19 protein-coding genes, 1 tRNA gene and 1 pseudogene are annotated in these 25636 nt (G+C 66.9%); 15 read left to right on the forward strand and 6 right to left on the reverse strand.

The window, feature by feature from the left end; translation table 11 throughout:
- The first annotated feature begins 2 nt into the window (after window positions 1-2).
- The 3 genes from ABNQ39_RS21245 to ABNQ39_RS21255 are packed head-to-tail and all read left to right on the forward strand — an operon-like array spanning window position 3 to window position 3092.
- Entirely contained in the window at window positions 3-1304 is a 1302-nt protein-coding gene (locus ABNQ39_RS21245; protein ID WP_376960263.1) for a TRAP transporter large permease, read from the forward strand.
- Between the two features lie 10 nt (window positions 1305-1314).
- A complete protein-coding gene (gene pxpB / locus ABNQ39_RS21250; RefSeq protein ID WP_376960265.1) occupies window positions 1315-2034 on the forward strand; it encodes a 5-oxoprolinase subunit PxpB in 720 nt (239 codons plus the stop codon).
- Window positions 2034-3092: a biotin-dependent carboxyltransferase family protein gene (locus ABNQ39_RS21255; RefSeq protein WP_376960267.1), complete on the forward strand. Its 1059-nt coding sequence runs from the start codon at window positions 2034-2036 to the stop codon at window positions 3090-3092. The genes pxpB and ABNQ39_RS21255 overlap by 1 nt, the downstream gene beginning before the upstream one ends.
- Window positions 3093-3113: 21 nt before the next feature.
- Here the strand turns inward: ABNQ39_RS21255 and ABNQ39_RS21260 are convergent, their stop codons facing one another.
- Window positions 3114-4823, reverse strand: a complete 1710-nt coding sequence (locus tag ABNQ39_RS21260) for an ELWxxDGT repeat protein (protein ID WP_376960269.1) — start codon at window positions 4821-4823, stop codon at window positions 3114-3116.
- A 553-nt stretch (window positions 4824-5376) separates the two neighbouring features.
- On the opposite strand from ABNQ39_RS21260, the gene ABNQ39_RS21265 reads away from it, so the two are divergent.
- From ABNQ39_RS21265 to ABNQ39_RS21305, 9 genes and pseudogenes are all read left to right on the forward strand, one after another.
- The gene (locus ABNQ39_RS21265; RefSeq protein ID WP_376960271.1) at window positions 5377-6750 is read left to right on the forward strand and encodes an MFS transporter; all 1374 of its coding nucleotides are present in this window, start codon (window positions 5377-5379) and stop codon (window positions 6748-6750) included.
- 169 nt (window positions 6751-6919) lie between these two features.
- Window positions 6920-8443, forward strand: coding sequence for a mannitol dehydrogenase family protein (locus ABNQ39_RS21270; protein ID WP_376960273.1), 1524 nt, complete (start codon window positions 6920-6922; stop codon window positions 8441-8443).
- Between the two features lie 49 nt (window positions 8444-8492).
- Window positions 8493-9683, forward strand: a complete 1191-nt coding sequence (uxuA, locus tag ABNQ39_RS21275; protein WP_376960275.1) for a mannonate dehydratase — start codon at window positions 8493-8495, stop codon at window positions 9681-9683.
- 280 nt (window positions 9684-9963) lie between these two features.
- Complete coding sequence (locus ABNQ39_RS21280) at window positions 9964-10287, forward strand: PsiF family protein (RefSeq protein WP_376960277.1); 324 nt, start codon at window positions 9964-9966, stop codon at window positions 10285-10287.
- Between the two features lie 798 nt (window positions 10288-11085).
- Entirely contained in the window at window positions 11086-11631 is a 546-nt protein-coding gene (locus ABNQ39_RS21285; RefSeq protein WP_376960279.1) for a Hint domain-containing protein, read from the forward strand.
- A 471-nt stretch (window positions 11632-12102) separates the two neighbouring features.
- The gene (locus tag ABNQ39_RS21290) at window positions 12103-12495 is read left to right on the forward strand and encodes a hypothetical protein (protein ID WP_376960281.1); all 393 of its coding nucleotides are present in this window, start codon (window positions 12103-12105) and stop codon (window positions 12493-12495) included.
- 314 nt (window positions 12496-12809) lie between these two features.
- Window positions 12810-13517, forward strand: a pseudogene (locus ABNQ39_RS21295) (methyl-accepting chemotaxis protein); the annotation flags it as partial.
- A gap of 538 nt (window positions 13518-14055) precedes the next feature.
- Window positions 14056-16215: a M48 family metallopeptidase gene (locus tag ABNQ39_RS21300; protein WP_376960283.1), complete on the forward strand. Its 2160-nt coding sequence runs from the start codon at window positions 14056-14058 to the stop codon at window positions 16213-16215.
- Between the two features lie 328 nt (window positions 16216-16543).
- Window positions 16544-16738 (forward strand): hypothetical protein, encoded by a 195-nt coding sequence (locus tag ABNQ39_RS21305; RefSeq protein ID WP_376960285.1) that lies wholly within the window; start codon window positions 16544-16546, stop codon window positions 16736-16738.
- A gap of 895 nt (window positions 16739-17633) precedes the next feature.
- On the opposite strand, the gene ABNQ39_RS21310 is transcribed toward ABNQ39_RS21305, so the two are convergent.
- Window positions 17634-17726, reverse strand: a tRNA-Ser gene (locus tag ABNQ39_RS21310).
- 282 nt (window positions 17727-18008) lie between these two features.
- Between ABNQ39_RS21310 and ABNQ39_RS21315 the strand changes: the two genes are divergently transcribed.
- Window positions 18009-18245, forward strand: coding sequence for a hypothetical protein (locus tag ABNQ39_RS21315; RefSeq protein WP_098737227.1), 237 nt, complete (start codon window positions 18009-18011; stop codon window positions 18243-18245).
- A 41-nt stretch (window positions 18246-18286) separates the two neighbouring features.
- Here the strand turns inward: ABNQ39_RS21315 and ABNQ39_RS21320 are convergent, their stop codons facing one another.
- Both ABNQ39_RS21320 and gatB read right to left on the reverse strand, forming a co-directional pair.
- Window positions 18287-20077: a PAS domain-containing sensor histidine kinase gene (locus tag ABNQ39_RS21320; protein WP_376960287.1), complete on the reverse strand. Its 1791-nt coding sequence runs from the start codon at window positions 20075-20077 to the stop codon at window positions 18287-18289.
- A gap of 165 nt (window positions 20078-20242) precedes the next feature.
- On the reverse strand, window positions 20243-21694 hold the full coding sequence (gatB, locus tag ABNQ39_RS21325; protein ID WP_376960289.1) for an Asp-tRNA(Asn)/Glu-tRNA(Gln) amidotransferase subunit GatB: 1452 nt from the start codon (window positions 21692-21694) through the stop codon (window positions 20243-20245).
- 252 nt (window positions 21695-21946) lie between these two features.
- Between gatB and ABNQ39_RS21330 the strand changes: the two genes are divergently transcribed.
- Window positions 21947-22669, forward strand: a complete 723-nt coding sequence (locus ABNQ39_RS21330; protein WP_376960291.1) for a hypothetical protein — start codon at window positions 21947-21949, stop codon at window positions 22667-22669.
- Here the strand turns inward: ABNQ39_RS21330 and ABNQ39_RS21335 are convergent.
- Entirely contained in the window at window positions 22650-23903 is a 1254-nt protein-coding gene (locus ABNQ39_RS21335; protein WP_376960293.1) for a diaminopropionate ammonia-lyase, read from the reverse strand. The genes ABNQ39_RS21330 and ABNQ39_RS21335 overlap by 20 nt on opposite strands.
- A gap of 149 nt (window positions 23904-24052) precedes the next feature.
- Window positions 24053-24355, reverse strand: a complete 303-nt coding sequence (gene fliN / locus ABNQ39_RS21340; RefSeq protein ID WP_014188019.1) for a flagellar motor switch protein FliN — start codon at window positions 24353-24355, stop codon at window positions 24053-24055.
- 269 nt (window positions 24356-24624) lie between these two features.
- Here fliN and ABNQ39_RS21345 point away from each other — a divergent pair, with 269 nt between their 5' ends.
- A complete protein-coding gene (locus ABNQ39_RS21345; protein WP_376960296.1) occupies window positions 24625-25467 on the forward strand; it encodes a sulfurtransferase in 843 nt (280 codons plus the stop codon).
- Window positions 25468-25636 lie beyond the last annotated feature (169 nt).

Raw genomic sequence — 25636 nt, forward strand, 5'->3', positions numbered from 1 at the left:
CGATGGATCAGACGACCGCATCCATCGTCGTCGTGGTGACGATGTTCCTGATGCTGGGAGCCGGCGTGTGGGTGGCGCTGGCGCTGGCCGGCGTCGGCTTCGTCGCCATGGCGCTGTTCACCGCACGTCCGGTGGGCATGGTGATGGCGACCAACATCTGGGGGGCCAGCACCTCCTGGACGCTGACCGCATTGCCGCTGTTCATCTGGATGGGCGAGATCCTGTTCCGCACCCGCATCTCGTCCGACATGTTCAAGGGGCTGGCGCCCTGGACCGGCTGGCTGCCCGGCCGGCTGATGCACGTGAACATCATCGGCTGCTCGATCTTCGCCGCGGTCTCCGGCTCGTCCGCCGCCACCGCCGCCACCATCGGCCGCATGACGATTCCGGAACTGAACCGGCGCGGCTACGACCCGATGATGACGCTGGGCTCGCTGGCCGGGGCCGGCACGCTGGGGCTGCTGATCCCGCCGTCGATCATCATGATCGTCTATGGCGTCGCCGCCGACGTGTCGATCGCCCGGCTGTTCATCGCCGGCGTCATTCCCGGCATCGTGCTGACCGGCCTGTTCATGCTGTATGTCGGCGGCTGGTCGCTGCTGAACCCCGACCGGGTGCCGCCGCCCGAACCGTCGCAGAGCTTCGGAGAGAAGATCCGCGACACCGGCGCGCTGATCCCGGTGATGCTGCTGATCGCCGCGGTGCTGGGCTCGATCTATGTCGGCATCGCCACCCCGACGGAGGCCGCCGGCATCGGCGTGCTGGGGTCGCTGGTGCTGGCGCTGGTGACCGGCACGCTGAACTGGACGACCTTCCGCGACAGCCTGTTCGGCGCCGCCCACACCTCCTGCATGATCGGCTTCATCCTGGCGGGTGCCGCCTTCCTGACGGTGGCGATGGGCTATACCGGCATCCCGCGCCTGCTGGCGGAATGGATCACCACCATGCAGCTGTCGCCGGCGGCCCTGCTGGTGGCGCTGACCGCCTTCTTCGTGGTGATGGGCTGTTTCCTCGACGGCATCTCGATGGTGGTGCTGACCACCTCGGTCATCCTGCCGATGGTGCAGCGGGCGGGCATCGACCTGCTGTGGTTCGGCATCTACATCATCATCGTGGTGGAGATGGCGCAGATCACCCCGCCGGTCGGCTTCAACCTGTTCGTGCTGCAATCGATGACCGGCAAGGACATCTTCACCATCGGCAAGGCCAGCCTGCCCTTCTTCCTGCTGATGGTGGTGATGGTGGCGCTGCTGTGGGTGTTCCCCGGCATGGTGTCGTGGCTGCCGTCGATGATGATCGGTTAATGAGGAAAACGTGCAAGTCCGCTTCACCAGTGCCGGCGACACCGCCTTCAATGTCGAGTTCGGCGAGACCATCGACCGGGCGACCAACGCCCGCGTCATGGATTTGCACGCCCGGCTGAAAGCGGCCCCGCCGCCGGGGCTGGTGGAGACGGTGCCGACCTTCCGCTCGCTGCTGGTGGTTTACGACCCGGTATCCACCGGGCGGCGGGAGATGCAGGCGGCGGTCGAGGCGGCACTGGCCGGCAGCGGCGCCACACCGGCGGAGGGGCGGCTGTGGCGGCTGCCGGTCTGCTACGACCCCGACCTCAGCCCCGATCTGGCCGAACTGGCGGACCAGCTCGGCCTGACCGCCGAGCGGGTGGCGGCGCTGCATGGGTCGGTGGAGTATTTCGTCTATATGCTCGGCTTCATGCCGGGCTTCGGCTATATGGGCGACCTGCCGGCGGAACTGGACCGGCCGCGCCGGACCGAGCCGCGGGTGCGGGTCCCGGCCGGCTCCGTCGCCGTCGCCGGGCGGCTGACCACCGTCTATCCGTGGGAAAGTCCCGGCGGCTGGCACCTGATCGGCCGCTGCCCGGTGCCGCTCTATGACGGCGGCCGGCCCGATCCGGTGCTGCTGGCGGCCGGCGACCGGGTGCGCTTCGAGGCGGTGGACCGCGCGGCGTTCGACGGAATCGCCGAGGCGGCATCCGCCGGACGCTTCGATCCCGCCAGCCTGAGGGCGGCGTGATGGCCGCCTTCCTGACGGTGGTCCGGCAGGGCCTGTTCGCGACGGTCCAGGATTTGGGACGTTTCGGCTTCCAGGAACTCGGCATGCCGGTGGCCGGCGCGCTCGACCCGGTGGCGCTGCGGCTGGCCAATGCGCTGGTCGGCAATCCGCAAGGAGCGGCCGGGCTGGAGATCGCCCTGCTCGGCCCTGCCCTGCGGGTGGATGCGCCGTCGGTCCGCATCGCCGCGGTCGGCCCGCTGGCCCTGACGCTGGAGCGCGACGGCGCCGCGGCGCAGCAGCTGGAGCCCCACCGCAGCCACACCCTGCTTGCAGGCGACGTGCTGAGGCTGGGGGCGGTGGACGGGGCGTCGGTCGCCTGTCTGGCGGTGGCCGGCGGTTTCGCGCTGGCACCGGTGATGGGCAGCCTGTCCACCTATGTGCGCGCCGGCATCGGTCCGCTGGGCGGACGGCCGCTGGCCGAGGGGGACCGGTTGCCGCTGGCGCTGGACGCCGCCCCGGACGGCCCGGACGTCGAATTGCCACAGCCGCCCGACTATGGCGCCGGGCCGTTGCGCGTCGTTCCGGGGCCGCAGGAGGACCGCTTCACCGAAGCGGCGCTGGAGACCTTCCTGTCCGCGACCTACCGCGTCGGCAAACAGGCAGACCGCATGGGGCTGCGGCTGGAGGGACCGGCGCTGGAGCATCGCGGCTCCGCCGACATTCCGTCGGACGGGCTGGTCACCGGCTCCATCCAGGTGCCGGGCAACGGGCAGCCGATCCTGCTGCTGAACGACCACCAGACGGCCGGCGGCTACGCCAAGATCGCCACGGTGATTTCCGCCGACTTGGCCCGCGCCGGCCGCTTGCGCCCCGGCGACAGCCTGTCCTTCCAACCCGTGACGGTCGAGGACGCCGAAACGATCCGCCGCCGCCAGGAGCAGGCCATCGCCAGCTGGATCCGCGCCATCCGCCCGGTGCGCCCGGCCGGCGGCATCGATCTGGAGGCGCTTTATGGGGAGAATTTGATCTCCGGCACCGTCGACATCGTCAATGGCGGCAGCGACCTGCCCCTGCTGTGACGCCGGAGGCCGCCGGAGAGGTCAGACCCCGACGACCTGCAAACCGCCGTTGGGCAGGCTGAAGGGCTGCGCACCGGCGAGTTCCGTCACCACCCCCCTGTCCACATCCAGTCGGAACAGGGCCGCTGCCTGGGTGGAATCGGTCGCGCTGAAATACAGGTTGCCGCCGGCCGCATCCAGGCTGGTGGGCTGCGTCCAACCCGTGTGGTGGGCCTTGTCCGCGACCATCCGCGTGCCCGCCGCGGTGCCGTCGCTTCGCCACAGGCTGTCGCCATGCACGCCGTCATCGGCGGTGAAGAACAGCGTGTCGTCCACGACGGTGATGTTCGCGATGTTGGCGTCGGCGCGGCCGGGCGCGATGTCCTTGACCATCCGCGTTCCCAGCTCCGTCCCGTCCGACGTCCAGAGTTCGTAGCCGTTCTGCTCGCTCCCGGCAACGAAAGCGACCTGACCGTCGAAGGCGAAGAACTGCTTGGAACGGGAAAAGCCCAGGGACGGGAAATCCTTGACCAGGACCGTGCCCGCCGGCGTGCCGTCGCTCTTCCACAGATCATCGCCCCGATTGAAGAACAGCGTATCTCCAGCCATGGCGAGAGACAGGGTGTGCCCGCTCTTCGGATCCTCGCCAAGCCCCTCCAGCAGCTTGACTGTCCCCGCCAGGGTCCCGTCGGTCACCCACAGCTGGCTGTAGGAGCCGGTGCCGTCCCAGCCTGTCAGGAACAGCCGGTGCGGCTGTCCATCGTCCCCGCCCGCCGTCAGATGACCGGGGAAGATGGGCAGCGGCACCGGCGGATCGAACCCTCCCGGAAAGAAGTCCTTCACCAGCACCGTTCCGGCCGCCGTTCCATCGGACCGCCACAGGGCCCGCCCATGCTCGCTGTCGGTGGCGGAGAAGAACAGCTCATCCCCGACCGCCGTCAGATCGTAGGGATAGGAACCGGCCGGCTTGTCGGCGATGTCCTTCACCATATGGGTCCCGGCGGCGGTGCCGTCGCTGACCCACAGCTCCGTTGCATGCTGTCCGTCGTCGGCCTGGAAGTACAGCTTGCCGTCCACGACGGTCAACGCCGTCGGCCCGGAGCCCGCGGCACCCGTATGGATGTCGGCCACCATGCGGGTGCCACCCGGCGTACCGTCCGTCATCCACAGCTCGCGGCCATGCACGCCGTCGTCGGCGCTGAAATAGGCGTGCCCGTCCGCCTCGACCAAGCCCTGCGGATCCGATGAGGCGGTCCCCGGGGCGATGTCCCGCAGAAGGAAGGCCCGGCGCCCGTCCGTCCCCCACAACTCGCCGCCATGACCGCTGTCGGAGGCCGCGAACACGGCGTCCGCTTTCAAACGGCTGGCCTTCAGCCGCAGATTGTCGGCCGTCAGATCGTCCCGTGACAGCCCCATCAGCTTGACCCCGTCGCACGGCCCGAAATCGAGGACCAGCCCGTCGCTGTCCTGATGGGAATGGGCCAGCACATCCTCCAGGCTGCCGATCCCGCCCCAGCCGCTCAGATCCAGCAGATCGCCGCCCGCACCGCCCTGGAAGTCGCCGATGCAATCCCAGCCGTCTCCGGGATCGAGGACAAAGCGGTCGCTGCCGGCGCCGCCTTCCATGTAGTCGTTGCCGCGATGGCCGGCGATGGTGTCGTCGCCGGTCCCGCCGAACAGAAGGTCTCGATGCGCGCTGCCCGCGATCCGTCGGCCGGACGCGCCGTGCGCCTGCGCTTGATCCAATCCCATGACCACTCCCTCCCTTGGGTGCCGACGCGCCCGGCATCGGCAGGGAGAGGCAATTCTACCGTATCGCCGGTGTGTTTCCCGGCACGTGCAGGCAGCCAGTGATCCATCGCACCGCGCCGCTACCCCGGTCCGGGCCAGGACATCCTTGAACCATCCAATCGAAAATGCAGCAGCCCCTTCCCGCTCGGAAGATCGACACCGATGCCCTCGCACCGGCCTCCCGGAATTTCGGACAGGCATCGCCTGACGAAATGCCGCAGACGATGCGGTTGACCGCCGGCCGGGAGCGCAACTACCATACCAGCAACTGGAATGGTAGTATGCGACGCCATGAACGGTTCCCAAACGGCACCGCTCCCGACGATGGCCTGACTGATCCAGGAAACAGTTCTGAAACGTGCGACCGCCGCCGGACGACGCTGTGGGGCTGCCGAATGACCGGCTCCCGCGCGAAGCCATCCGGCGCGCCCAAGCAATGAAGGCTCGATGCCTCAATGGGGGCCGGTGTGCGAACACCGGGCGGCGGCGTGCGTCCTGGCTGGAGACGCCTATCATGAGCGAACAGATCATTGCCGACGCCGGACCCGGCCAGTCGGCGGAACCGGCCCATCGGGCCGGCGGCATCGGCCAAGCGGCAGGCAAAGCGGCGGTCACGGTGAGCAAGGCCATCGGCCGCTACCGCTGGACCATCTGCGGCCTGCTCTTCTTCTCGACCACCATCAACTACATGGACCGTCAGGTCCTGGGCCTGCTGAAGTCCACGCTGATGGGCGACATGGGCTGGACCGAGTCCGACTTCGGCGACATCGTCGCCGCCTTCTCGCTGGCCTACGCCTTCGGCTACATCGGCTGCGGCCGGCTGATGGACAAGATCGGCATCCGCATCGGCCTGCCGGCGGCGGTCGCCGGCTGGAGCTTCTTCGCCTGCATCCATGCCCTGATGGGCAGCGTCTTCGGCTTCAAGATGGCCCGCGCCGGCCTCGGCCTGACCGAGGGCGGCAACTTCCCGGCCTCGATCAAGGCGGTGTCGGAGTGGTTCCCGGCCAAGGAACGGGCGCTCGCCACCGGCATCTTCAATGCAGGCTCCAACGTCGGCGCCGTCGTCGCACCGATCCTGGTGCCGATCCTGCTGGTCGCCTATGGCTGGCAGGCCGCCTTCCTGGTCACTGGCGGCATCGGCTTCTTCTGGGTCATCGCCTGGCTGCTGATCTACCGCAAGCCGGAAGACCATCCGAAGCTGACGGCCGAGGAGCTGGCCTATATCCGCAGCGACCCGGTGCTGCCGCAGGAGAACATTCCCTGGATCAAGCTGCTGAGCTATCGCGGCACCTGGGCGAACATCGTCGGCACCTGCTTCTCGGCCCCGGTGTGGTGGTTCTACCTGAACTGGGTCCCCGGTTTCCTGAACAAGCAGTATGGCGTGAACCTGTTCGGGGCGATGCTGCCGCTGATCATCATCTACACCATGGCCGATTTCGGCAGCGTCGGCGGCGGCTGGTTCTCCTCGCACCTGATCAAGCGCGGCGTGAAGCCCCTGCGGGCCCGCAAGCTGACCTTCCTGATCTGCGGCCTGTGCGTGCTGCCGGTGTTCTTCGCCTCCACCGTGTCCAGCATGTGGGTCGCCGTCCTGCTGATCGGCATCGCCGCCTCCGCCCACCAGGGCTATTCGGCCAACGTCTACACCATCGTCTCCGACACCATGCCGCGCAACGCGGTGGGGTCGGTGGTCGGCATCGGCGGCTTCTGCGCCTACTTCGTCGGCATGTTCGTGTCGATGGGCGTCGGCCGCCTGCTGGATGCGACCGGCGGCAACTATCAGGTGCTGTTCGGCATCGCCTCGGTCCTCTACCTCGTCGGTCTGGCGATCATGCACTTCATCCTGCCGAAGACCGGGTCGGGCATGACCCCGGCCGGGATCGAGGTCTGATCTCCACGCCCACTGCATCCAAACACTCCGGGGCGCCCCGCCCCGGAGTCCGCAATCGACCACCACCACTTCACCAGAATGACGGTGCACCGGCCCACCCGCACTGCCGCCCCTCCGGGGCGACAGCGGACAGGGAGACCGCAGCGACCGCCGCGACCCGGAGCCCATCATGCCCGACGCGAACACCGCCCTGCTGGCGGCCCGTCCTTCACAAACCCGCCTTTCCACCGCCTCCCTCGACCATCTGGCCCCGGGTGTCGAGCGCCCCGCCTACGACCGCGCCGCGGTGACGCCGGGCATCGTCCATATCGGTCTCGGCGCCTTCTGCCGCGCCCATCTCGCCACCTACACCGACGATGTCCTGGCGACCGGTGACAAGAGCTGGGGCATCGTCGGCGTCGATCCGCTGTCGCCGGCGATCCGCGACGCGCTGAAACCGCAGGACTGCCTCTACACCCTGCTGGTGCGCGAGGAGAACCGCGACCGGCTGCGCGTCATCGGATCCTTCCTCGACGCCATGGCCACCGCCGACCAGCTGGACGAGGTGCTGGCGCTGATGGCGAAGCCGGAGATCCGCATCGTCACCCTGACGGTGACCGAGAAGGGCTATTGCCAGGACGCCGCCACCGGCGCGCTGGACGAGGCGCATCCGCTGATCCGTGCCGACCTCGCCGATCCCACGAAGCCGCGCAGCGTGCCGGGCCTGCTGGCCGAGGCGATCCGCCGCCGCCGCGCCGCCGGGGTGGCGCCCTTCACCGTGCTGGTCTGCGACAACCTCGCCCAGAACGGCATCAAGGTGCGCGGCATCGTCGTCCGCTACGCCGAACTGTGCGATGCGGACCTCGCCGCCTACATCGCGGATCAGGTCGGCTTCCCCTGCACCATGGTCGACCGCATCACCCCCGCCACCCAGGACGCCGACCGCGCGACGGTGGAGGAGGCGACCGGCTGCGTCGATGCCTGGCCGGTGGTGAGCGAGCCCTTCAAGCAATGGGTGATCGAGGACCGCTTCCCGCTCGGCCGCCCGGCCTGGGAAAAGGCCGGCGCCATCATGGTCGAGGACGTCCACCCGTTCGAGCTGATGAAGCTGCGCTGCCTGAACGGTGCCCATTCGCTGCTGGCCTACCTGTCGGTGATCGCCGGCATCGAGACCATCGCCGGGGCGATGGCCGACGCGCAGCTGCCGGCCGTCGTGCGGCGCCTGTGGGCAGAGGATCTGATCCCCACCCTGCCCCCGGTGCCGGGAACCGACATCCCCGCCTACACCGCGGCGCTGGAGGCCCGCTTCCGCAACCCCGGCATCCGCCACCGCACCCTTCAAATCTCCTCCGACGGCTCGCAGAAGCTGCCGCCGCGCCTGCTTGAACCGGCGCGCGAGCTGTTCGCCGCTGGCACGGCACCGAGGGTGATCCCACTGGCCGTCGCCGCCTGGATGCGCTTCCTGCTGCAAAAGGACGAGGCCGGCACCGCCTATGCGGTCGCCGATCCGATGGCGGCACAGCTGACCGGCATCGCCGGCGCCCATGGCAAGGATGCCGGCGCCCTGGCCGCGGCGCTGTTCGCCGTGGAGGACATCTTCGACCCCGAACTGGTCGCGGAGGACGCCTTCCGCAGCGCGGTCGTCCGTCATCTCGACAGCCTGATGCACGTCGGCGTCGCCAAGACGCTGACCGGCTTCCTCGCAACCCCCTGACCGAACGGCGGCTTCCGCCAAACGCACCCCTCTTCGAAAGGACATCATCATGCAGGAAACCTGGCGCTGGTTCGGCCCGGACGATCCCGTCACCCTGGAAAAGGCCCGTCAGGCCGGTGCCACCGGCATCGTCACCGCGCTGCATCACATGAACCAGGGCAGCGTCTGGACGCCCGAGGAAATCCAGAAGCGCCGCGCCATGATCGAGGCCGCCGGCCTGACCTGGGACGTGGTGGAAAGCATCGGCGTCGGCGAGGAGATCAAGACCCGCACCGGCGACTTCCAGACCAAGATCGACAACTACAAGCAGTCGATCCGCAATGTGGCGCGGGCCGGCATCCCGGTGATCTGCTACAACTTCATGGTCATCACCGACTGGAGCCGGACCAACCTGATGCACCGGCTGCCGAACGGCGGCTATGCCCTGCGCTACGACAGCGTCGATTTCGCCGCCTACGACCTGTTCGTGCTGAAGCGCCGCAATGCGGAGGCCAGCTACGATCCCGCCCATGTCGCCGCCGCCAAGGCGCGGTTCGAGGCGATGACGGTGGAACAGGTGGCGGAGCTGGAGCGCAACCTGATCGACTGGCTGCCGGCCCGCGACTTCGCCTATGACCGCGACAGCTTCCGCGCCATGCTGGAGCTGTACCAGGAGATCGGCGTCGAGGATCTGCGCGCCAACCTGATCGCGTTCCTGCGCGAGATCACCCCGGTCGCCGAGGAAGAGGGGGTGCGGCTGTGCATTCACCCCGACGATCCGTCCTTCCCCATCTTCGGCCTGCCGCGCGTGATGTCCACCGCGGAGGATGTGCGGGCGCTGTTCGCCGCCGTGCCGCAGGAGGCCTGCGGGCTGACCCTGTGCACGGGGTCCTTCGGCTCCAACCCGAAGAACGATCTGGTGGCGATGGCGAAGGAGTTCGCCCCGCGCATCCACTTCGTTCATCTGCGCAACACCACGCACGAGCCGGACGGCTCCTTCTATGAGGCCGACCATCTCGGCGGCGACACCGACCTGATCGGCGTGGCCGCGGCGATCATCGACGAGGAGGCCCGCCGCCGGCAGGCCGGCCGCGCCGACGCCCAAATCCCGATGCGCCCGGACCACGGCCATCTGCTGGGCGACGACATCGGCCAGACGATGAACCCCGGCTATTCCTTCGTCGGGCGCCTGAAGGGTCTGGCCGAACTGCGCGGCGTGATGCGCACCATCGAGGCCTTCCGCGACAAGCGGGTCGCCTGACCTGCTGTTGGACCGGAGGCGGGACCTCTTTCCAGTGCGGGGAGAGAGGTCCCGCCTCCGTCCGGCCGTATCCTCCGCCGCCGGGTAGAGCGGCCTGCGCGTGGAGCGCGGCAGACACGGCGAAGCCGGTGCAATTCGGTATAGGGAGCCTGACCAAGCGAGCCATCCAGCCGCCATCCATTGTCCGGATGCGCCCGTTGGCGCTTGGATTCTGCCCGTGCGATCCTCCACCGGTCGCGACATGCCTCGTGCGAGGCGGCGTGCCTGGGAGGATCTGAAGATGCTGAGGTACGTGATTGCAGCTGCCGCTGTTGCTGTGACGCTGGCTGCCGGTTCCGGTGCGTCGACTGCGGCCACGCCGCAGCAGGAGAAGCAGCAGGAAAAGATGAAGGCCTGCAATGCCGATGCGACCGCCAAAAGCCTGAAAGGCGACGAGCGCAAGGCATATATGAGCAGCTGCCTCTCGAACAAGCCGGCCGCAGCCGCCGAACCGGCCAAGCCGCTGACGGCTCAGCAGGACAAGATGAAGAAGTGCAACGCCGATGCCGCCGGGAAGAGTGGGGAGGATCGGAAAGCCTTCATGGCAAGCTGCCTGAAGGGTTGACCGCGGGACGAATCTGGCCGCCCGGAACTGGGACGGGAAGGTACCGGCAATCGACTGCCCATCGATCGTCAGTACCGGACGGCCGTCAACGTCGCTCCCTGTCTTGTGAGGCCATGTGTCAGGGATGGAGAGGGCCTGCGGCATGATATGCGGCAGGCCTGAAGCCCATGGAAGCCGCCCCTATCGACGGGCATACTTGCTCCGCAGTCGATAGGGGCATCCATGAACAGACCCTGGCACGAAGCCCATCCCATGCCGGCGAAGGCGACCCGACAACAGCGCGTCGAATGGCATCTGGAACACTCCCAGGCCTGCGGATGCCGGCCGCCTCCGGCCTCGCTCCTTGACGACACCCGCGATCTCACGGAAAGACGCCGTCAGCCGGCCGAAGAAGATGCCACCTGATCACGGCAGGGGGATCACCGCGCCACTCCCTTGACCTTCGCAAAGGTCCGACAGGCGCCCAGCCCCGGCATCGGCACCAGCAGGCTGGTCAGCCTGTCGGTATCGATCTGCGGCCCGGGTGTGCCAGACGGGCCTTGCGGAACGGCTGGCTGTGTTTTCGCCACCGCTCAACAGTCCACCGTCGCAAGTCATCACATTTGGCTGCAATTTCGGACCTCTACATACCCATATAGGTTAGCCTATATGTTGTATTCACCCTGAGAAAAGTTTGCATTCCGGGCTGAATGTCTCTGGGTGGATTTGCTTAAACCCTCAAGGTGCGAGTATCCGATGACTTTTCCGACGCCGACCTGCCTGCTCCGCGGCACCCGTGTTAGCTCACTGCTCGGAGACGTGCCCGTCGAAACCTTGAAGATCGGTGACCTGATCCAATCGTCGGTGACCGGCGAATATCGCGCCGTTCGCTGGATCGGCCGGCGCCTGCTGGACGGCTCCACCTTCGATGCCGATCAGCGCAAAGTCCACCTGCCGGTCAGGATCTCCCGTAACGCGATTGCCCAGGATTTGCCGGCTCGTGACCTCTACATCTCTCCCGGCCATGCGCTGCTGATCGGCGAGTATGGTGTCTCGGCCCGCCTGCTGATCAACGGCTCGTCGATCCGGCAAGTCGATGCGATGGAGGAGATCGAGTATTTCCACATCGAACTCGACAGCCATGACGGCATGTATGCCGCGGGGCTGCCGGTCGAGACCTATCTCGAAGCCGACAACCGCCAGGCCTACGACAATGCCGCCGAATACGAGGCGCTGTATCCGGGAGACGATCCGCGCGTTCAGCAGCCCTGCGTGAAGATCGACATTCCGCTGGCAGCGCTGGATCGGATCCGGAGCAATGTGAACGAGCGTGCCGCGCAGATCGAACTGACCGAGATAGCTTGAAGCTGCTTCGGCAACGGTTGTCGAACTGACATGGCAGGGACCGTCCTTCGAGGCGGTCCCTGCCGTATGGCCCGCACCTTTCATCATTCCTGCAAGCATGGGCCTCGTCACCGCTGGAACATCCCCACGGGAACTGGATCAGCGGCGGTTGCCGACGCGGCGAGGCCCGAGGCTGGTGGGTCCGGATGTTCGACACCCGGCCTCAGCGCTACCGAGATCATCAGACCCTTCGGTCGCTTCCGCAAAGTCCCGAGGACGCCGATGGCGTCATCTGGGCCTACACCGGAACCAAGCGTCCGCATACCTATTGCTGGTGACCGGCAAGGGCCGCTCCTCACTGGGCGGCCCTTGCTCGTTCCGCCGCATTGCCGCACCGCCAAGCCGAAGCTGGCCCTCGACTCATGATGTTTGCCCCCGCATAATCAAGTTGAGATGTGCGATATGCGTTCGCGCGTTGATACGGGGAAGTGAATGCACAAGGCGTTGTTGATTGGTGTCATGGGTGCGGTGATGGCTGTTTCTGGCTGCTCCGTTCAACGCGCGCAAACCGCGGAAGCGGCCAAGACGCACCTCATCGGCATGAGCCGCGAGAATATCCTGTCGTGCATGGGAGCGCCGACGTCTCGTGCCGCTGAAGGCGGGACGGAAGTCTGGACCTATGTCTCGGCGCCGGGAACCTACGACACGGTCACGACCGGTGGTTCGAACTTTGCCGTCACGCAATCCCACGCAAGGAACTGCACCGTCAACGTCGTCATGAACGGGGGGCGGGTGAGCCGGATAAATTACTTGGGCCGCACCGGTGGCCTGCTGACGGCTGGTGAGCAGTGTGCATATGCTGTCGAGGCTTGCATGGCACCGTGACGCTGGACGTTCGGCATGGATTGGGCCGAACCACCCGCCTGACAATATAGTCGCATCTCTGGCTTCAGAAGCCCGCCCGCCACCCGGCCGGCGGGCTTTCTTGTGCCAATCGGCAGCGCAATTCCGACAATTTCACATACCAGCCAATCCCATGGCCTACCCGCCGATGTGATATTTTTGGTTGCGTCACTGAACCATACGAACCCTAATCGTGACGCGCCGAGAGAGCGCTTAATCAACTCAGGTCCGCCTCATTCTCCCGAGGCGGGCCTCTTTATATTGCGCCCTTTCCTCCCCTCCATCATGCCCAAGGCTCCGCCGGCGTAGCGGCTGCGGCCGAGCAGACGTGCGCCAATGTGCAAACGGTCGCCACTGCGGCTGAGGAGATGGCGGCATCAATCCACGAGATCGGCGATCAGGTGACGCGGTCGACCCGCATTGCCGGGCAGGCGGTGGACGAAGCGGCTCGCACGACCGGTACCGTGCGTAGGCTGGCCGACGCGACGCAGCGGATCGGAGACGTAGTGAAGCTGATCACCGATATCGCCAGCCAGACCAACTTGCTGGCGCTGAACGCTACCATCGAGGCCGCCCGCGCCGGAGAGGCCGGAAAGGGCTTCGCCGTGGTCGCCAGTGAGGTGAAGAGCCTCGCCAACCAGACCGGGAAAGCGACTGAAGAGATCGCCATCCAGATCGCCGCGATCCAAGAGGCCACACAGGGGGCAGTACAGGCAATCGACGGGATCAGCGGGACGATCAATCAGGTGAACGACATCTCTACCGGCATCGCTGCCGCCATCGAAGAGCAAGGGGCCGCAACCGCCGAGATTTCTCGGAGCGTCCACCAGGCGGCTTCGGGCACGCAAGAGGTGTCGGGCAACATCATCCAGGTCACCGAGACCGCACAGCAAACCGGGGCGGCCTCCGCCCAGGTGCTGAGCGCGGCTGGAGAGCTGGCCATGCAGTCAGAAACCCTCCATCGGGAAGTTGAAACATTCCTCAGCGCCATCAAGGCGGCATAAGGAAAACGACACCGGCGTAAAGGCGCAGCTGTGGAGGTTCTCAGGCAACAGCCGAGACACTGACTGGTGCGCTGAACGAGCAAGGCGAGGGCGTCTGGTATGAGGGGCCTTGGCCTTGGCCGGGGAAGGCGGCGTAGCCCCCCACTTCCTCGGAGCGCCTCCCGCCGCAGTTCAGCGTGCCACCCCCCTTCACATTCTCGAAGGTTGGTACGCCCCTAGCCAGAGCATCGGCACCAGCAGCCCCATCAGCGTATCGGTGTCGATGGTCGGCATCCATGCTCCAGGCGACCAGATCGAGAGAGCCCACTCCGTCAGCGGATAGCCGACGGGCTGGACCAAGAGCCTTCGGGGTGCTGCCGCTCCCGCCGCTTGATGCTGCGATAATCCTGTTCTGCAAGACGGGCATTCGGCCATCATGCTGGAAAGGCGGAGTCCATGCCGGCGTGACTTGAAATTGCTACCCCTTCCGGGCGGCTGGCCCCGTTGCGCGCATTCCGCGATCCTCCCGCGCGATACATCGATAAATGGGAGATCGGTCGTGGCCGATGCAATTGCTTCCAGCGGTAGGGCAGGCACCGTCCGACGTGCCATTCGCTTCCCTCTGTGGCTCGTTCGCGTCATCTGGCTGCTGATCCTTCCACTGTCGTTCGTGGCGCTCGGGATCTGGCAGGAACAGCGGGCCGCCGCCACGCTCGACGAGTACCGCCAGGCCGGACAGGAATTGCCGCAGGTTCTGGCACTGCTTCAACAGATCGAAGCGAAGACTCCATCGGCTTTCGTCACCATGGGCGGGCCGGACGGCCGCCGCATGCCGGTCTCGATGGCCGTTGCCGGGGTCCGCAGGGCCATCGACACAATGGAAGAGGGCGCTGAAGTATCGCAGATCCGCTACCCGTTGAGCTGGGGCACGATGGCCGGCGGCCTGCTGGCTTTCCTTGCCGGGCTGACCGGCTTGCTGGCGGCACGCATCTCAGCCCTGCGGGCGCGGCGGTCGCGCGAGGCCCTGATCCGCAGTTTCGACCGTTTGAGGCGGGGCCTGCCCTTCGCGCTCGCTGCCGTGCTCGTCGGCCTCAGCATCGCCAGTGTCTCGGCCTCGCTGTTCGAAGCAGCAAGCCTGTGGTTCTGGGACCATCTGTCGACCGGCAGCGTCAAGCTCTTCGCCGCGGCCGTGATGCTCGCGGGCCTCGCCGCCTATAGTGCCGTGATGGCGATCATCGCGATGCGCCGCGTCTTCGATCTCTACACCGTGGAGCCGCTCGACATCCGCGGGGTGGTGGTGAGCCGGGACGAGGCGCCCGGTCTCTGGCGTTTCGTCGAAGATCTGGCGACCCGGCACGAGGCGTTGATGCCGGACAGCATCCTAATCGGCCTGACCGAGGGCTTCTTCGTCACTGAGGCACCGGTCCGGCCGCTCGACGGGGAGCGGGTGCTGTCGGGCCGCACCCTCCATTTGCCGGCTCCCTGCCTGCCGCTGATCGGCGAGACCGAACTCGCGGCGGTCATCGGCCACGAGCTGGCCCATTTCTCCGGCGGGGATACCACCTACAGCCGCCGCTTCGCTCCGATCCATGCCGGATTGTGGCGGACCCTGACCGCGCTTGGCGAGCGCACCGGGACCGGCGGCTTCATGCTCGCTCCGGCCCTGCATCTCGGCTTCCATACGCTGGAGAGCTTCGATCTCTCGGTGGCCCAGCACAGGCGGCAGCGCGAGCTGGAGGCCGACCGCCGGGCCAGCCTGGTCAGCGGTCCGGAAAGCGTTCCCCTTGCCCTGCTTCGCAACGCGGCGCTGGCGCCGGCCATCTTCGAGACGCTCAATGACGCCTTCGCCGCCCCCGACACGGCCGGGCCGGACATGATGGCCGAAATCCTGCGGCGCGTCGAAGATGGCCTCCCGGATCCCGCCGCGCATCTGGAGGAGTGCCAGCCGCACCCGACCGACAGCCATCCGCCGACTGCCCTGCGGATCAGCACCCTGGGCGTCCAGCTCGACGAACGCCTGCTGGCCCGTGCCGCCCGCGGGCCGATGGCGGAGGACACCAGCCTGCCACATCGGCTGTTCGCCGACTGGAGCGGGCTTTGCCATGCGCTGACTGCGGCCTTCCTCGATGAGGCCCGGCAGGTGCACCGGCTGAACCGGGAGGAGTTGGAGGCCGCCGCCGCCGCCGTTCCGGCGGAGCACACGGTGCTCTATGAGAACGGCAGGCCGATGATCTTGGCCATGGCCTTCATCGCGGCGATGTTCGCCGCCTTCACCATCGGCACCACCGTCTTTGGGCGGGAACTCGGCATCGGCAACGATCCGGGGACGAAGGCATTCATCGGGGCAGTGGCGGGGTTGGGAATCTGCATGGCTTTGGGCTATGCGGCCTGGGTCCACCACAAGACGAAAGCGCCGTTGATGACCCTGACGCCCGACGCCCTGATGTCGGCACGGCTGCGGGAGCCCATCGCCTGGACCGATGTGGCCGGGATGCAGGTGTCGGCAGCGCGACGGCTGGCGCTGGTGCTGGCGCTGCATGAGGAGGCGCCTCTGCCCAACCGCATCGGCTTTTCCATCTACAACAAAGTAAACCGACGCGAGCGGACCGTGGTGCTGGAGGCGATGGGCATCCGCGGCATGAAGGCGGCCGAATTCGAGGCGTTGGTCAGCCGTTACCTGAACGCCGCCTATGCCCGCCGCCAACTCGCCGGGGATTGACGCGATAAGCGACGGGCTTCAAGGCACCTCGCCCGTCACTCCTTTGTCCGGAAACCGCCGCGATCCGTTTGCCTTCGTTTCCCGCAGAATGTCGAACCAGCGGATAGGGGCATTCGCCTCCTCACGGACGCCGCAGCGGCGGATGATCAGGCGGTCGGCGGGGTTGAGGGACCTAGCAGATAGGTGCCTGGCCGTCTCACGATTATCAACCGTGCCGGACTCGCGCGCACAGGCGTCTAAGATTAGGGCAATCACCTATGCGTTAGGGAATACAACTTTAGCATTATAAAGGAAGGATCTCACCGAACTGATCGGAAAGGTGCGCGGCATGAAAGTTACTATTTCTCCCTGCTCGCCCCACAAGATCGCTGGAAAACTGAGATCATTCAGTCCCCTCCTAGAAATCGCGCAGGCGATCTCGGACGACTGCGAGCATGGTGTGACCGTCGAAGTCTTGGATGATGCTGGCAAAACTGCGGCCGTATTCGGCATGCAGAGTGACGATGATGTGGAGCTGTTCTGAACGCGGGCTTGCAGATCGCGCGAGCCAAGCTCGGCTGATTGAGAGCAGAAAGTTCGCCAGGCAAGTAACGGGCCGGCTATCGGTCATCTAGATGCGCTCAAAGATCAGCTACTAGACCGGCAGGTCCGGTATGGCCGCGCGAGCGGTGAGGTAAATCCAATCACTCTTGCCGTTCTCCGTGCGCCCACCGCCAATGCTTCACCATGGTCTCCGTGACGTCGTCGGCATAGCAGATCGGTGAACGCCCTCCAGGCCGGCTGTAGGCGGTTCGGCCACCACACCGGTGACCGTTACACATCGCGCTGTAAGGGCAGGCACAGTTGCCAGGGTAGGAAGTGACTGGCTCCGCGATGATCCGCACCTTTGCTGGGTGAGGCTCGCGACATCCGCCCGTCATGGAGGCGCCGCGGGGGCGTCCGACCGGTCTGCTAACAGTTTGCGTTATTACGCCTACATCCCCGATCACACTGAAAGCCATCGCCAGCGCACCGCGGAAGCGGGCCGAAACCGCCGCTGTGGGGCGCTGCGGCGCGCGCTGCCGACGCGCTGCCGGAGTGCGGTTGATGTGCGGTGGTGCCGCTGCGGTTTGGCGGCGGAGGTGCAGCAAACGAAGCCCACCACGGCACCCCCGCGGATCGCTGGCGCGTTTCTAGGGGTAGCCTGATGTCCTGACATCTACGGCAGGAACACCGCGATAATCGTTTCAAAGTGGCTGCCGAGTGACTGTGATATCGTTGGTTTGCAGGCATGCGCTTGGCTCTGCCAGAAAGCCTGAATCAGCCGCGACGGCTCGCTGGAGATCATGCCCAGCCGAACCTAAATGTGGGGAAAGATGTGGGGGTAATGAAAGAGCCAAGGCGGATTTAGCAACTAAATCAACGCTCTAGCCACGCGGTGGCGGAGGGGATGGGATTCGAACCCACGATAGGGCTTTAAACCCTATGACGGTTTAGCAAACCGTTGCCTTCAGCCACTCGGCCACCCCTCCAGCCAGTGCGGTTTCCCGTGGGTCACCGCTGGCGTGGGGAGGGTTCTAACGGCCGGCCGTAGCCTTGTCAACGCTTACAAAGCCACAAATCCGCTTTTCCTGAAAATCTTCGGAAAGGGACAAATCTGTATAAAATTTTAGGTACTTTTTAACGGAAGGCGCTTATGATGCCACCATGAGCAATAAAAAGCCCGGGTGTCGAACGACTCGGTCGCGTGGGGGCTGATCCCGACAAAGCCCCGCCGGTCAGTGACGCCGCACCCCGTCGCCGTGGAGGATGCCATGACCCTGTCACGCCGTTGCGCCGAAACACTGATCGACCTCGTCGAGATCAAGCTGAGCTGCCTGGAAATCACCGATCGTGAAGACCAGCGCGAAAAGGAACTGCTCCAGCGCTGCGTGCAGGAGCTGACCGCTGAGCTGCGCGGCGAGAACGGCGCGCTCGCCAACTTCGCGGCGCCGAAGCGTCGTGGCCGGCGGCCCAAGCATCTGCAATTCCACGAACTTCACGTCGCCTGACTGAACCTGCGCCTGATCGGCCGCGGGGCCGCGCCACGGGTTCAGCCCAGGGCCGGCTCCGCCGCGATGGCCGGCTGCATCGCCGGGGCCTCGCGGGGCAGCTGGATGGTGAAGCGGGTCCCCTGCCCTGGCCAGGACTGGACGGACACGCTGCCGCCCAGCGGGCCGGTGACGGTGTTGAAGACGATGTGCAGCCCCAGGCCGGAGCCGCCCTGCCCGCGCTTGGTGGTGAAGAAGGGGTCGAAGACCTTGGACAGGTGCTCCGGCGCGATGCCGGCACCGTCGTCGATGAAGTCGATCCGCACCCGCTCGGTTCCATCCGCCTGCGCTGTGATCCTGATCGTGCCGGCGGGATCATCGGTCAAGCGGTCGCCACTCCGATCCCCGTCGCCATAGGCATGCACGACGGCGTTGATGACCAGATTGGTCAGCACCTGCCCCAGCGCACCGGGAAAGCTGTCCATCGTCAGGTCGTCGTCGCACTCCACCGCCACCCGCAGATTGGTGCGCTTCAGCCGCGGACGCAGCGAGAACAGCAGCTCCTGGATATAGCCGCCCAGTTCGAACACCCGCCGGTCGCCGGAGGACTGGTCGACCGCCACCTGCTTGAAGCTCTGCACCAGTGACGCCGCGCGGTCGATGTTGGCCATCAGCAGGCGGCTGCTCTCGCTGAGACCATCCAGGAACTCCAGGAATTCCGACCGGCGCAGCGCGTTGCCGGTGTAGCGGTCCCGCAGGACCTGCGCCTGTTCGCCGATGTGGCTGGCGGCGGTCAGGCCGATGCCGATGGGCGTGTTGATCTCGTGCGCCACCCCCGCCACCAGCTGGCCAAGCGAGGCCATGGTCTCGGCCTGGATCAGACTCTCCTGCGCCTCCCGCAGGTCGGCCAGAGCCTGCTCGGCCTCTTCCCTGGCCTGGATCATCGCCGACTCGGCGGCCTTGCGGTCGGTGATGTCGTAGAGCCAAGTCAGCAGTGCAGCTTCACCGTCCAGCTCGATGCTGTTCCATGAGGACAGGACCCAGACGACGCTGCCGTCCGGCCTGCGGAACCGGATCTCGGCATTGCGAAAGGCGCCCTCCCGGTCGAATCGGGCGATCAGCGCATCGCGGTCGGTGGGGTCGGCATAGAGATCGGCCACCGGGGTGCGCATCAGTTCCGAACGGTCACGGCCCATCAGCCGCACGGACTGGGCATTGCAGAACAGCCAGCGGCCGTCGCGCGTGGTGACGTTCACCGCGATGGGGGCTGCCTCCATGATCTTCAGCAGCCGTTCCTCGCTGGCCCGCAGCCGCTCCTCCTGCCGGCGGGCCTCGGTGATGTCGGTCATGATGCCGGCATAGCGCACCGCCCGACCGGTGTCGTCGCGGAAGGCGCGGCCCTTGGCGGCGATCCACACCCAGCCGCCGCCCTCGTGCCGCAGGCGGTAGCTGTAGGCGTAGGCAGAGGTCTCGCCGGCCAGATGCGAGGCGATATGGGCCAGAACCCGTTCGCGGTCCTCCGCGTGCAGCCGCCGCTCCCAGAAATCGGGCGGCATCGCCGGGCGCGTGCGATAGCCCAGCATGCGCGGGAAGGTGTCCGACCACCAGCAGGTGCCGGCCACCAGATCGGCATCCCAGACCGCGGCCCCGGTGGCCTCCAGCGCCATCTCCAGCCGCTCGCCAACGTCCGGTTCGTGGAGGGCATGCGCCGGCCGGGCGCCAGCAGGGTTGGCGGGGTGTGGCGACGATGGATGGCGGGCCGCCCGGCGACCGGCATACCGGCCCAGCAGCACCCCGAGCAGACCGCCGACAGCACCAGCCGCCAGCGCCATCATCACCGGCTCCGCCGCCATGGTTCCTCCACCGTTTCCAGCACTGTGACGGCGGAAACCGGGAAAATTCAACTGCGGCTTTACCGTAACGGCGGGTAGCACCCAAGAAAAAAGCCCCTCCGCCGAACGGAGAGGCTTTCTTTCGGGCAAGACGGCGATTTCCGTCCGCTGACAGGGACAGGCGGGTTAGCCTTTCAGTTTCTTCATAAGGATTTCGTTGACCATGGCCGGGTTGGCCTTGCCCTGGGTCGCCTTCATCACCTGACCGACGAAGAAGCCGAACAGCTTGTCCTTGCCGCTGCGGAACTCCGTCACCTTGTCAGGGTTGGCGGCCAGCACGGCGTCGATGGACCCTTCGATGGCGCTGGTGTCGGTGACCTGGCGCAGCCCCTTCTTCTCGACGATGTCGGCGGCTTTCTCGCCGGTCTCGAACATCGTCTCGAACACTTCCTTGGCGATGCGGCCGGAAATGGTGTTGTCGGCGATCAGGTCGATCAGGCCGCCGAGGTCTTCGGCGGACACCGGGCTTTCCTCGATCTCCTTGCCGGCCTTGTTCAGATAGCCGAACAGCTCACCGGTGACCCAGTTGGAGGCCAGCTTCGGATCGCGGCCCTTGGCGACCGCCTCGAAATAGTCAGCCTTCGACTTCTCCGAGACCAGCACGCCGGCGTCATAGACCGACAGCTTGTAGTCTTCGATGAAGCGGGACTTCTTGTCGTCCGGCAGCTCAGGCAGCGTCTTCTTGATGTCCTCCACCCACGCCGCATCGAGTTCGAGCGGCAGCAGGTCGGGGTCGGGGAAATAGCGGTAATCGTGCGCCTCTTCCTTCGACCGCATGGAGCGGGTCACGAACTTGGTCGTGTCCCACAGCCGGGTCTCCTGGTCGATCTTGCCGCCATCCTCGATGATCTCGATCTGGCGGCGCGCCTCATACTCGATGGCCTGCATGACGAAGCGGATCGAGTTGACGTTCTTGATCTCGCAGCGGGTGCCGAAGGCGTCGCCCGGCTTGCGCACCGACACGTTGACGTCGCAGCGCATGGAGCCTTCCTCCATGTTGCCGTCGCAGGTGCCGAGATAGCGCAGGATGGAGCGCAGCTTGCGCACATAGGCGCCGGCCTCCTCCGAGGTCCGCATGTCGGGCTCCGACACGATCTCCATCAGCGCCACGCCCGACCGGTTCAGGTCGATGTAGGTCTTGGACGGGTGCTGGTCGTGCAGCGACTTGCCGGCGTCCTGCTCCAGATGCAGGCGCGTGACGCCGACGGTGCGGCTGGTGCCGTCCGGCAGGTCGAGCACGATCTCGCCCTTGCCGACGATGGGCTGCAGGAACTGGCTGATCTGATAGCCCTGCGGCAGGTCGGCGTAGAAGTAGTTCTTGCGGTCGAAGACCGAGTGCAGGTTGATCTCGGCCTTCAGGCCCAGACCGGTGCGCACTGCCTGTTCGACGGCATATTCGTTGATGACGGGCAGCATGCCGGGGAACGCGGCGTCGACGAAGCTGACCTGGCTGTTCGGCGCGGACCCGAATTCGGTGGCGGAGCCGGAAAACAGCTTCGCATTCGAAATCACCTGGGCATGGACCTCAAGCCCGATCACGACTTCCCAATCGCCCGTTTCACCCTGGATGTACGACATCGTTCCGCTCTTCGACGTTCACGGCACGGGACGGGACGGGCATCGCCCTGATGAGGACGCCCCGGCCATACCCTTGGAATCCTGTTTCTTCTAACGCCCTTTGCGTTCGCGCGCACGCTTTATCGCGCCGCATCCGTCCCGTCCCCATTCCTACCCCCCCTACCTCCATTGTGTGGCCCGCCACAGACATGCCGTTAACACTCGGGCAAGCTTTGCCCGCCACGCTGGGTGGGTCGAGCGCGGGAGGGTGCGATGTCGGTGTGGAAGCTGCTGCGGAAGGTCGGGTTCGGTGCCGGTCTCGGTGCCCTGCTGATCGCGGGCGCCGCACTCGGCCATGCCGCAACCCAGCCGGACGGCCTGTCGCTCAATCCGGCCGGCTCCGCCCCGGCCGCCATCGGCCCCGTCACCGTCAATCCGGTGCCCGCGGCCCCGTCTTCGGAATTTCCCGACGCGGCGATGTCCCGCAACGACCAGGGCGACGTCACCGTCCTGCGGCTCGACGGCATCATCACGCCGGGAGCCGAACGCAGCTTCCTCGACGCCCTGCACGCCCTGCCCGCCCGCCGCCCGCTGGTGATCGAGCTGTCCAGCCCCGGCGGCTTCACCGCCGCGGGCTACCGGATGATCGACGCCGTCCTGGCCGAGCGCAAGGGCGGACGGCCGGTCGCCACCCGGGTGCGCGACGGCGAATCCTGCGAAAGCATGTGCGTCGGTCTCTATCTGGCCGGCTATCCGCGCTACGCCGCCCCGCGGGCGGAGTTCATGGTGCATGCCCCGCGCATGGCGGAGAATGGCCGGATGACCCTGCGCTCCACCCAGATGATGGTCGAACGGCTGGTGTCGCTCGGCGCCTCGCAGAGCTGGATCGAACGGGTGAAGGCCGAGGGCGGCTTCTCCGGCGCCCGCGACCATCGCGAAACCGCCGACCGGCTGACCGCCGACGGCGCCAACATCGTCACCGACCTGTTGCGCTGAGCAGCCCGTCGGCGACCGCCTCCGGCGAGCGGCCGACGATCCGCTCATAGACCTCCGGGTCAGTCGCCCCCTCGGTCCCGAACACCAGCACCCGCGCATCGGGAACGAGGCCCAGCGCCAGCCGCACCTCCTCGTGGGCGGCGGCACAGAGCAGCCCGGCCAGCCCGGCGACGCCCGACTCACCGCCCACCACCGGACGGCCGCCATGCCCGCCGTCCGCCAGTTTGCGCATGGCGGTGACCGCCCCCTCGTCGGGAATGGTCAGGAAATCGTCGGCGCCGCGCTCCAGGATCGCCCAGGCCAGCAGCGAGACCTCGCCGCAGGCAAGCCCGGCCATCACCGTGTCGAGGTCGCCCTCCGCCCGCGTCGGCCGGCCGGCGACGGCGCTCTGGTACAGGCAGTCGGCGCTGTGCGGCTCCACCACCACGAAGCGCGGGCGCTGGCGTCCCCAGCTTTCCCAAAGATGGCCGCAGACCGCGGCGGGCAGTGCGCCGACGCCGCCCTGCACGAAGACGTGGGTCGGCCGTTCGCTGGCGGGAAGCTGCGAGATCGCCTCCTCCACCATCACGGTGTAGCCCTGCATCACGTCGCGCGGCACATCCATATAGCCGGTGTAGGAGGTGTCGGAGACGACGAACCAGCCCTGCTGCGCCGCGTCGGCGGCGGCACGGCGCACCGCCTCGTCGTACGGCCCGTCCACCACCACCACCCGCGCCCCGTACGCCTCGATGGCGGCGCGGCGGCCGGGCGTACAGGCGGCGGGCACATACACCACGCAATTGCAGCCGAACACCTGCGCGCCCCAGGCGACCGAGCGGCCATGGTTGCCGTCTGTGGCGGTGGTGACGGTCAGCGTCCGCGTCACCTTGGCATAGCGGCCGACGACGAGATCCAGGGCGGTCACCGGCACGCCGGGCACCCGCGCCGTCACCTCCCGCGCCAGCAGCCGCAACACAGCGTACGCCCCACCCAGCGCCTTGAAGCTGCCGAGCGCGAAGCGGGCGCCTTCGTCCTTGTACCAGAGGCGGTCGATCCCGGCCTCCCGCGCCAGCCCGGGAAGGGAGCGCAGCGGGGTGGGCGTGTAGCCGGGCCAGGCGCCGATCTCGGCCATCGCCTCCTCGAAGGCGGCACGGCTGAGGATCGCGCGTTCCGATGGGCCGTAGACCCGCTCATGGTCGGCGTGGGGATTGGAGAAATGGCGCGGCAGGCAGGGGGAGACAGCGGTGTGGGGCATGGCTTCGCTCTCCGGGCCGGCGACGCCGTCGGCGACGGCACTTCCCACGACCGGAGACAACGACACCAGAAGCCATCGCCCGCCGTCAAGACGCCAGCGCAAACGGGGCTGCTACCGAATGAAGCATCGATAAAGGGAAAGGACCGCGATCAACGCTTCCATTCGCGGCTGGACTTGATGAAGTCGGTCAGGGTGACGCCGATCTTGTCGTCGATGATCGCAACCTCGCCGCGGGCGACCAGCACGCCTTCGACATAGACGTCGGTCGGGTCCTTCAGATGGCGGTCGAGTTCCACGACGGCGCCGCGGCCCAGCTTCAAGAGGTCGCGGACGCGGAGCATGGCGGTGCCGATAACGACCTTGATCTCCACCGGCGCGTCGCCGATAGCGAAGGACGAGGCGTCGCCGTCGTTGGGGTCGGGCGCGCCGAGCAGGTCGTCGATGTTGGCCATGGCTGTCCAAGCTCCCGCGCCGGAAAGGGGCGCCTTCCTATACGAACGGAACATCCTACACCCCGGACGGGTTAGCCGGCAACGCCACCGACCGGCCGGGATTGCGACAAGATTGGGCTTTTCCCGCACCGGCGCTTCGCCCACACTGCTTCGCCCCTACCGGCAGCCCGCCGGGCGGGCATCCGCCGGCCTGCCGGGCAATCCGTTGCGACTGAGCAACGATCACGGTAGGGCAAGGCAACCGACCAACCGGAACCGGGTTCACCGTGATGACCGACAGCAGCATTTCCCCGCTTGTGGACGCTTCCTGGCTGAAAAGCCGGCTCGACAGCCCCGGCATCGTCGTCCTCGACGTGCGAACCCCGCCCGCCGGCGGCTTCGTTCCGGGATCGGTTCATTCCGACTACGCAACGGCCGGCTGGCGGACTGTGGTCGGTGGCGGGGCCGGAATGCTGCCGGAACCTGGGGTTCTGGCTGGGCTGATCGGCGGGCTGGGGATCGGCAACGGCGACCATGTGGTGCTGGTCGCGGCCGGCGCCAACGCGTCCGACATGGGCAACGCCACCCGCGTCTACTGGACCTTCAAGATGCTGGGCCATGACGCGGTGTCGGTGCTGGATGGCGGTTTCGCCGCCTGGGTCGCCGCCGGCGGACCGGTGACGCCCGAGCCGGCGGTGCGCAAGCCGACCAGCTTCTCCACCCAACCGCGCGCCGGCCTGCGCGCCACCGTGGAGGATGTCGAGGCCGCCGTGACGGCCGGGGCCGTGCCGCTGCACGATGCGCGGTCGGCCGAGCAGTTCGCCGGCAAGGCCAAGAGCCCGCAGGCCCGCGCTCCCGGCACCATCCCGGGCGCCGTCAATTTGGACATCGCCCCGCTCTTCTCGGCGGCCGAACACCGCTTCGCCACGCCCGACGCGGTGAAGGCGATGGCCGACCGGGCCGGCCTGCCCTTGCGCGACCAGCCCATCACCTTCTGCAACACCGGCCACCTCGCCTCGGTGTCCTGGTTCGCGCTCAGCGAAATCGCCGGGGTGCCCGGCGTGCGGCTCTATGACGGCTCCATGTCGGAATGGAGCGCCGATCCGGAACGGCCTTTGCAGACAGAGGGGTGAGGCAGGAGGATACTTGGAGAGGAGCAGGCGTGTTCGGCAAGATCGACACGGATTTCACGGATTTATGCACGGATTACACGGATCGCGTCACCGCAGCGTGCAGACCCACCGCCAGCCCGCAGCGAAGCAAGTCAAAAAGAAAATCCGTGTAATCCGTGTCTAAATCCGT

Origin of the sequence: Azospirillum sp. A26 (assembly GCF_042604635.1) — a bacterium.
In the GTDB taxonomy this organism is placed as follows: domain Bacteria; phylum Pseudomonadota; class Alphaproteobacteria; order Azospirillales; family Azospirillaceae; genus Azospirillum; species Azospirillum palustre.

Excerpts from the sequence above, each read along its gene's own strand:
- ABNQ39_RS21245 (WP_376960263.1), top strand. The coding sequence starts at position 3 with ATGGATCAGACGACCGCATCCATCGTCGTCGTGGTGACGATGTTCCTG.
- ABNQ39_RS21255 (WP_376960267.1), top strand. The coding sequence starts at position 2,034 with ATGGCCGCCTTCCTGACGGTGGTCCGGCAGGGCCTGTTCGCGACGGTC.
- ABNQ39_RS21260 (WP_376960269.1), bottom strand. The coding sequence starts at position 4,823 with ATGGGATTGGATCAAGCGCAGGCGCACGGCGCGTCCGGCCGACGGATC.
- ABNQ39_RS21265 (WP_376960271.1), top strand. The coding sequence starts at position 5,377 with ATGAGCGAACAGATCATTGCCGACGCCGGACCCGGCCAGTCGGCGGAA.
- ABNQ39_RS21270 (WP_376960273.1), top strand. The coding sequence starts at position 6,920 with ATGCCCGACGCGAACACCGCCCTGCTGGCGGCCCGTCCTTCACAAACC.
- uxuA (WP_376960275.1), top strand. The coding sequence starts at position 8,493 with ATGCAGGAAACCTGGCGCTGGTTCGGCCCGGACGATCCCGTCACCCTG.
- ABNQ39_RS21280 (WP_376960277.1), top strand. The coding sequence starts at position 9,964 with ATGCTGAGGTACGTGATTGCAGCTGCCGCTGTTGCTGTGACGCTGGCT.
- ABNQ39_RS21290 (WP_376960281.1), top strand. The coding sequence starts at position 12,103 with ATGCACAAGGCGTTGTTGATTGGTGTCATGGGTGCGGTGATGGCTGTT.
- ABNQ39_RS21305 (WP_376960285.1), top strand. The coding sequence starts at position 16,544 with ATGAAAGTTACTATTTCTCCCTGCTCGCCCCACAAGATCGCTGGAAAA.
- ABNQ39_RS21315 (WP_098737227.1), top strand. The coding sequence starts at position 18,009 with ATGACCCTGTCACGCCGTTGCGCCGAAACACTGATCGACCTCGTCGAG.
- ABNQ39_RS21320 (WP_376960287.1), bottom strand. The coding sequence starts at position 20,077 with ATGGCGGCGGAGCCGGTGATGATGGCGCTGGCGGCTGGTGCTGTCGGC.
- gatB (WP_376960289.1), bottom strand. The coding sequence starts at position 21,694 with ATGTCGTACATCCAGGGTGAAACGGGCGATTGGGAAGTCGTGATCGGG.
- ABNQ39_RS21330 (WP_376960291.1), top strand. The coding sequence starts at position 21,947 with ATGTCGGTGTGGAAGCTGCTGCGGAAGGTCGGGTTCGGTGCCGGTCTC.
- ABNQ39_RS21335 (WP_376960293.1), bottom strand. The coding sequence starts at position 23,903 with ATGCCCCACACCGCTGTCTCCCCCTGCCTGCCGCGCCATTTCTCCAAT.
- fliN (WP_014188019.1), bottom strand. The coding sequence starts at position 24,355 with ATGGCCAACATCGACGACCTGCTCGGCGCGCCCGACCCCAACGACGGC.
- ABNQ39_RS21345 (WP_376960296.1), top strand. The coding sequence starts at position 24,625 with ATGACCGACAGCAGCATTTCCCCGCTTGTGGACGCTTCCTGGCTGAAA.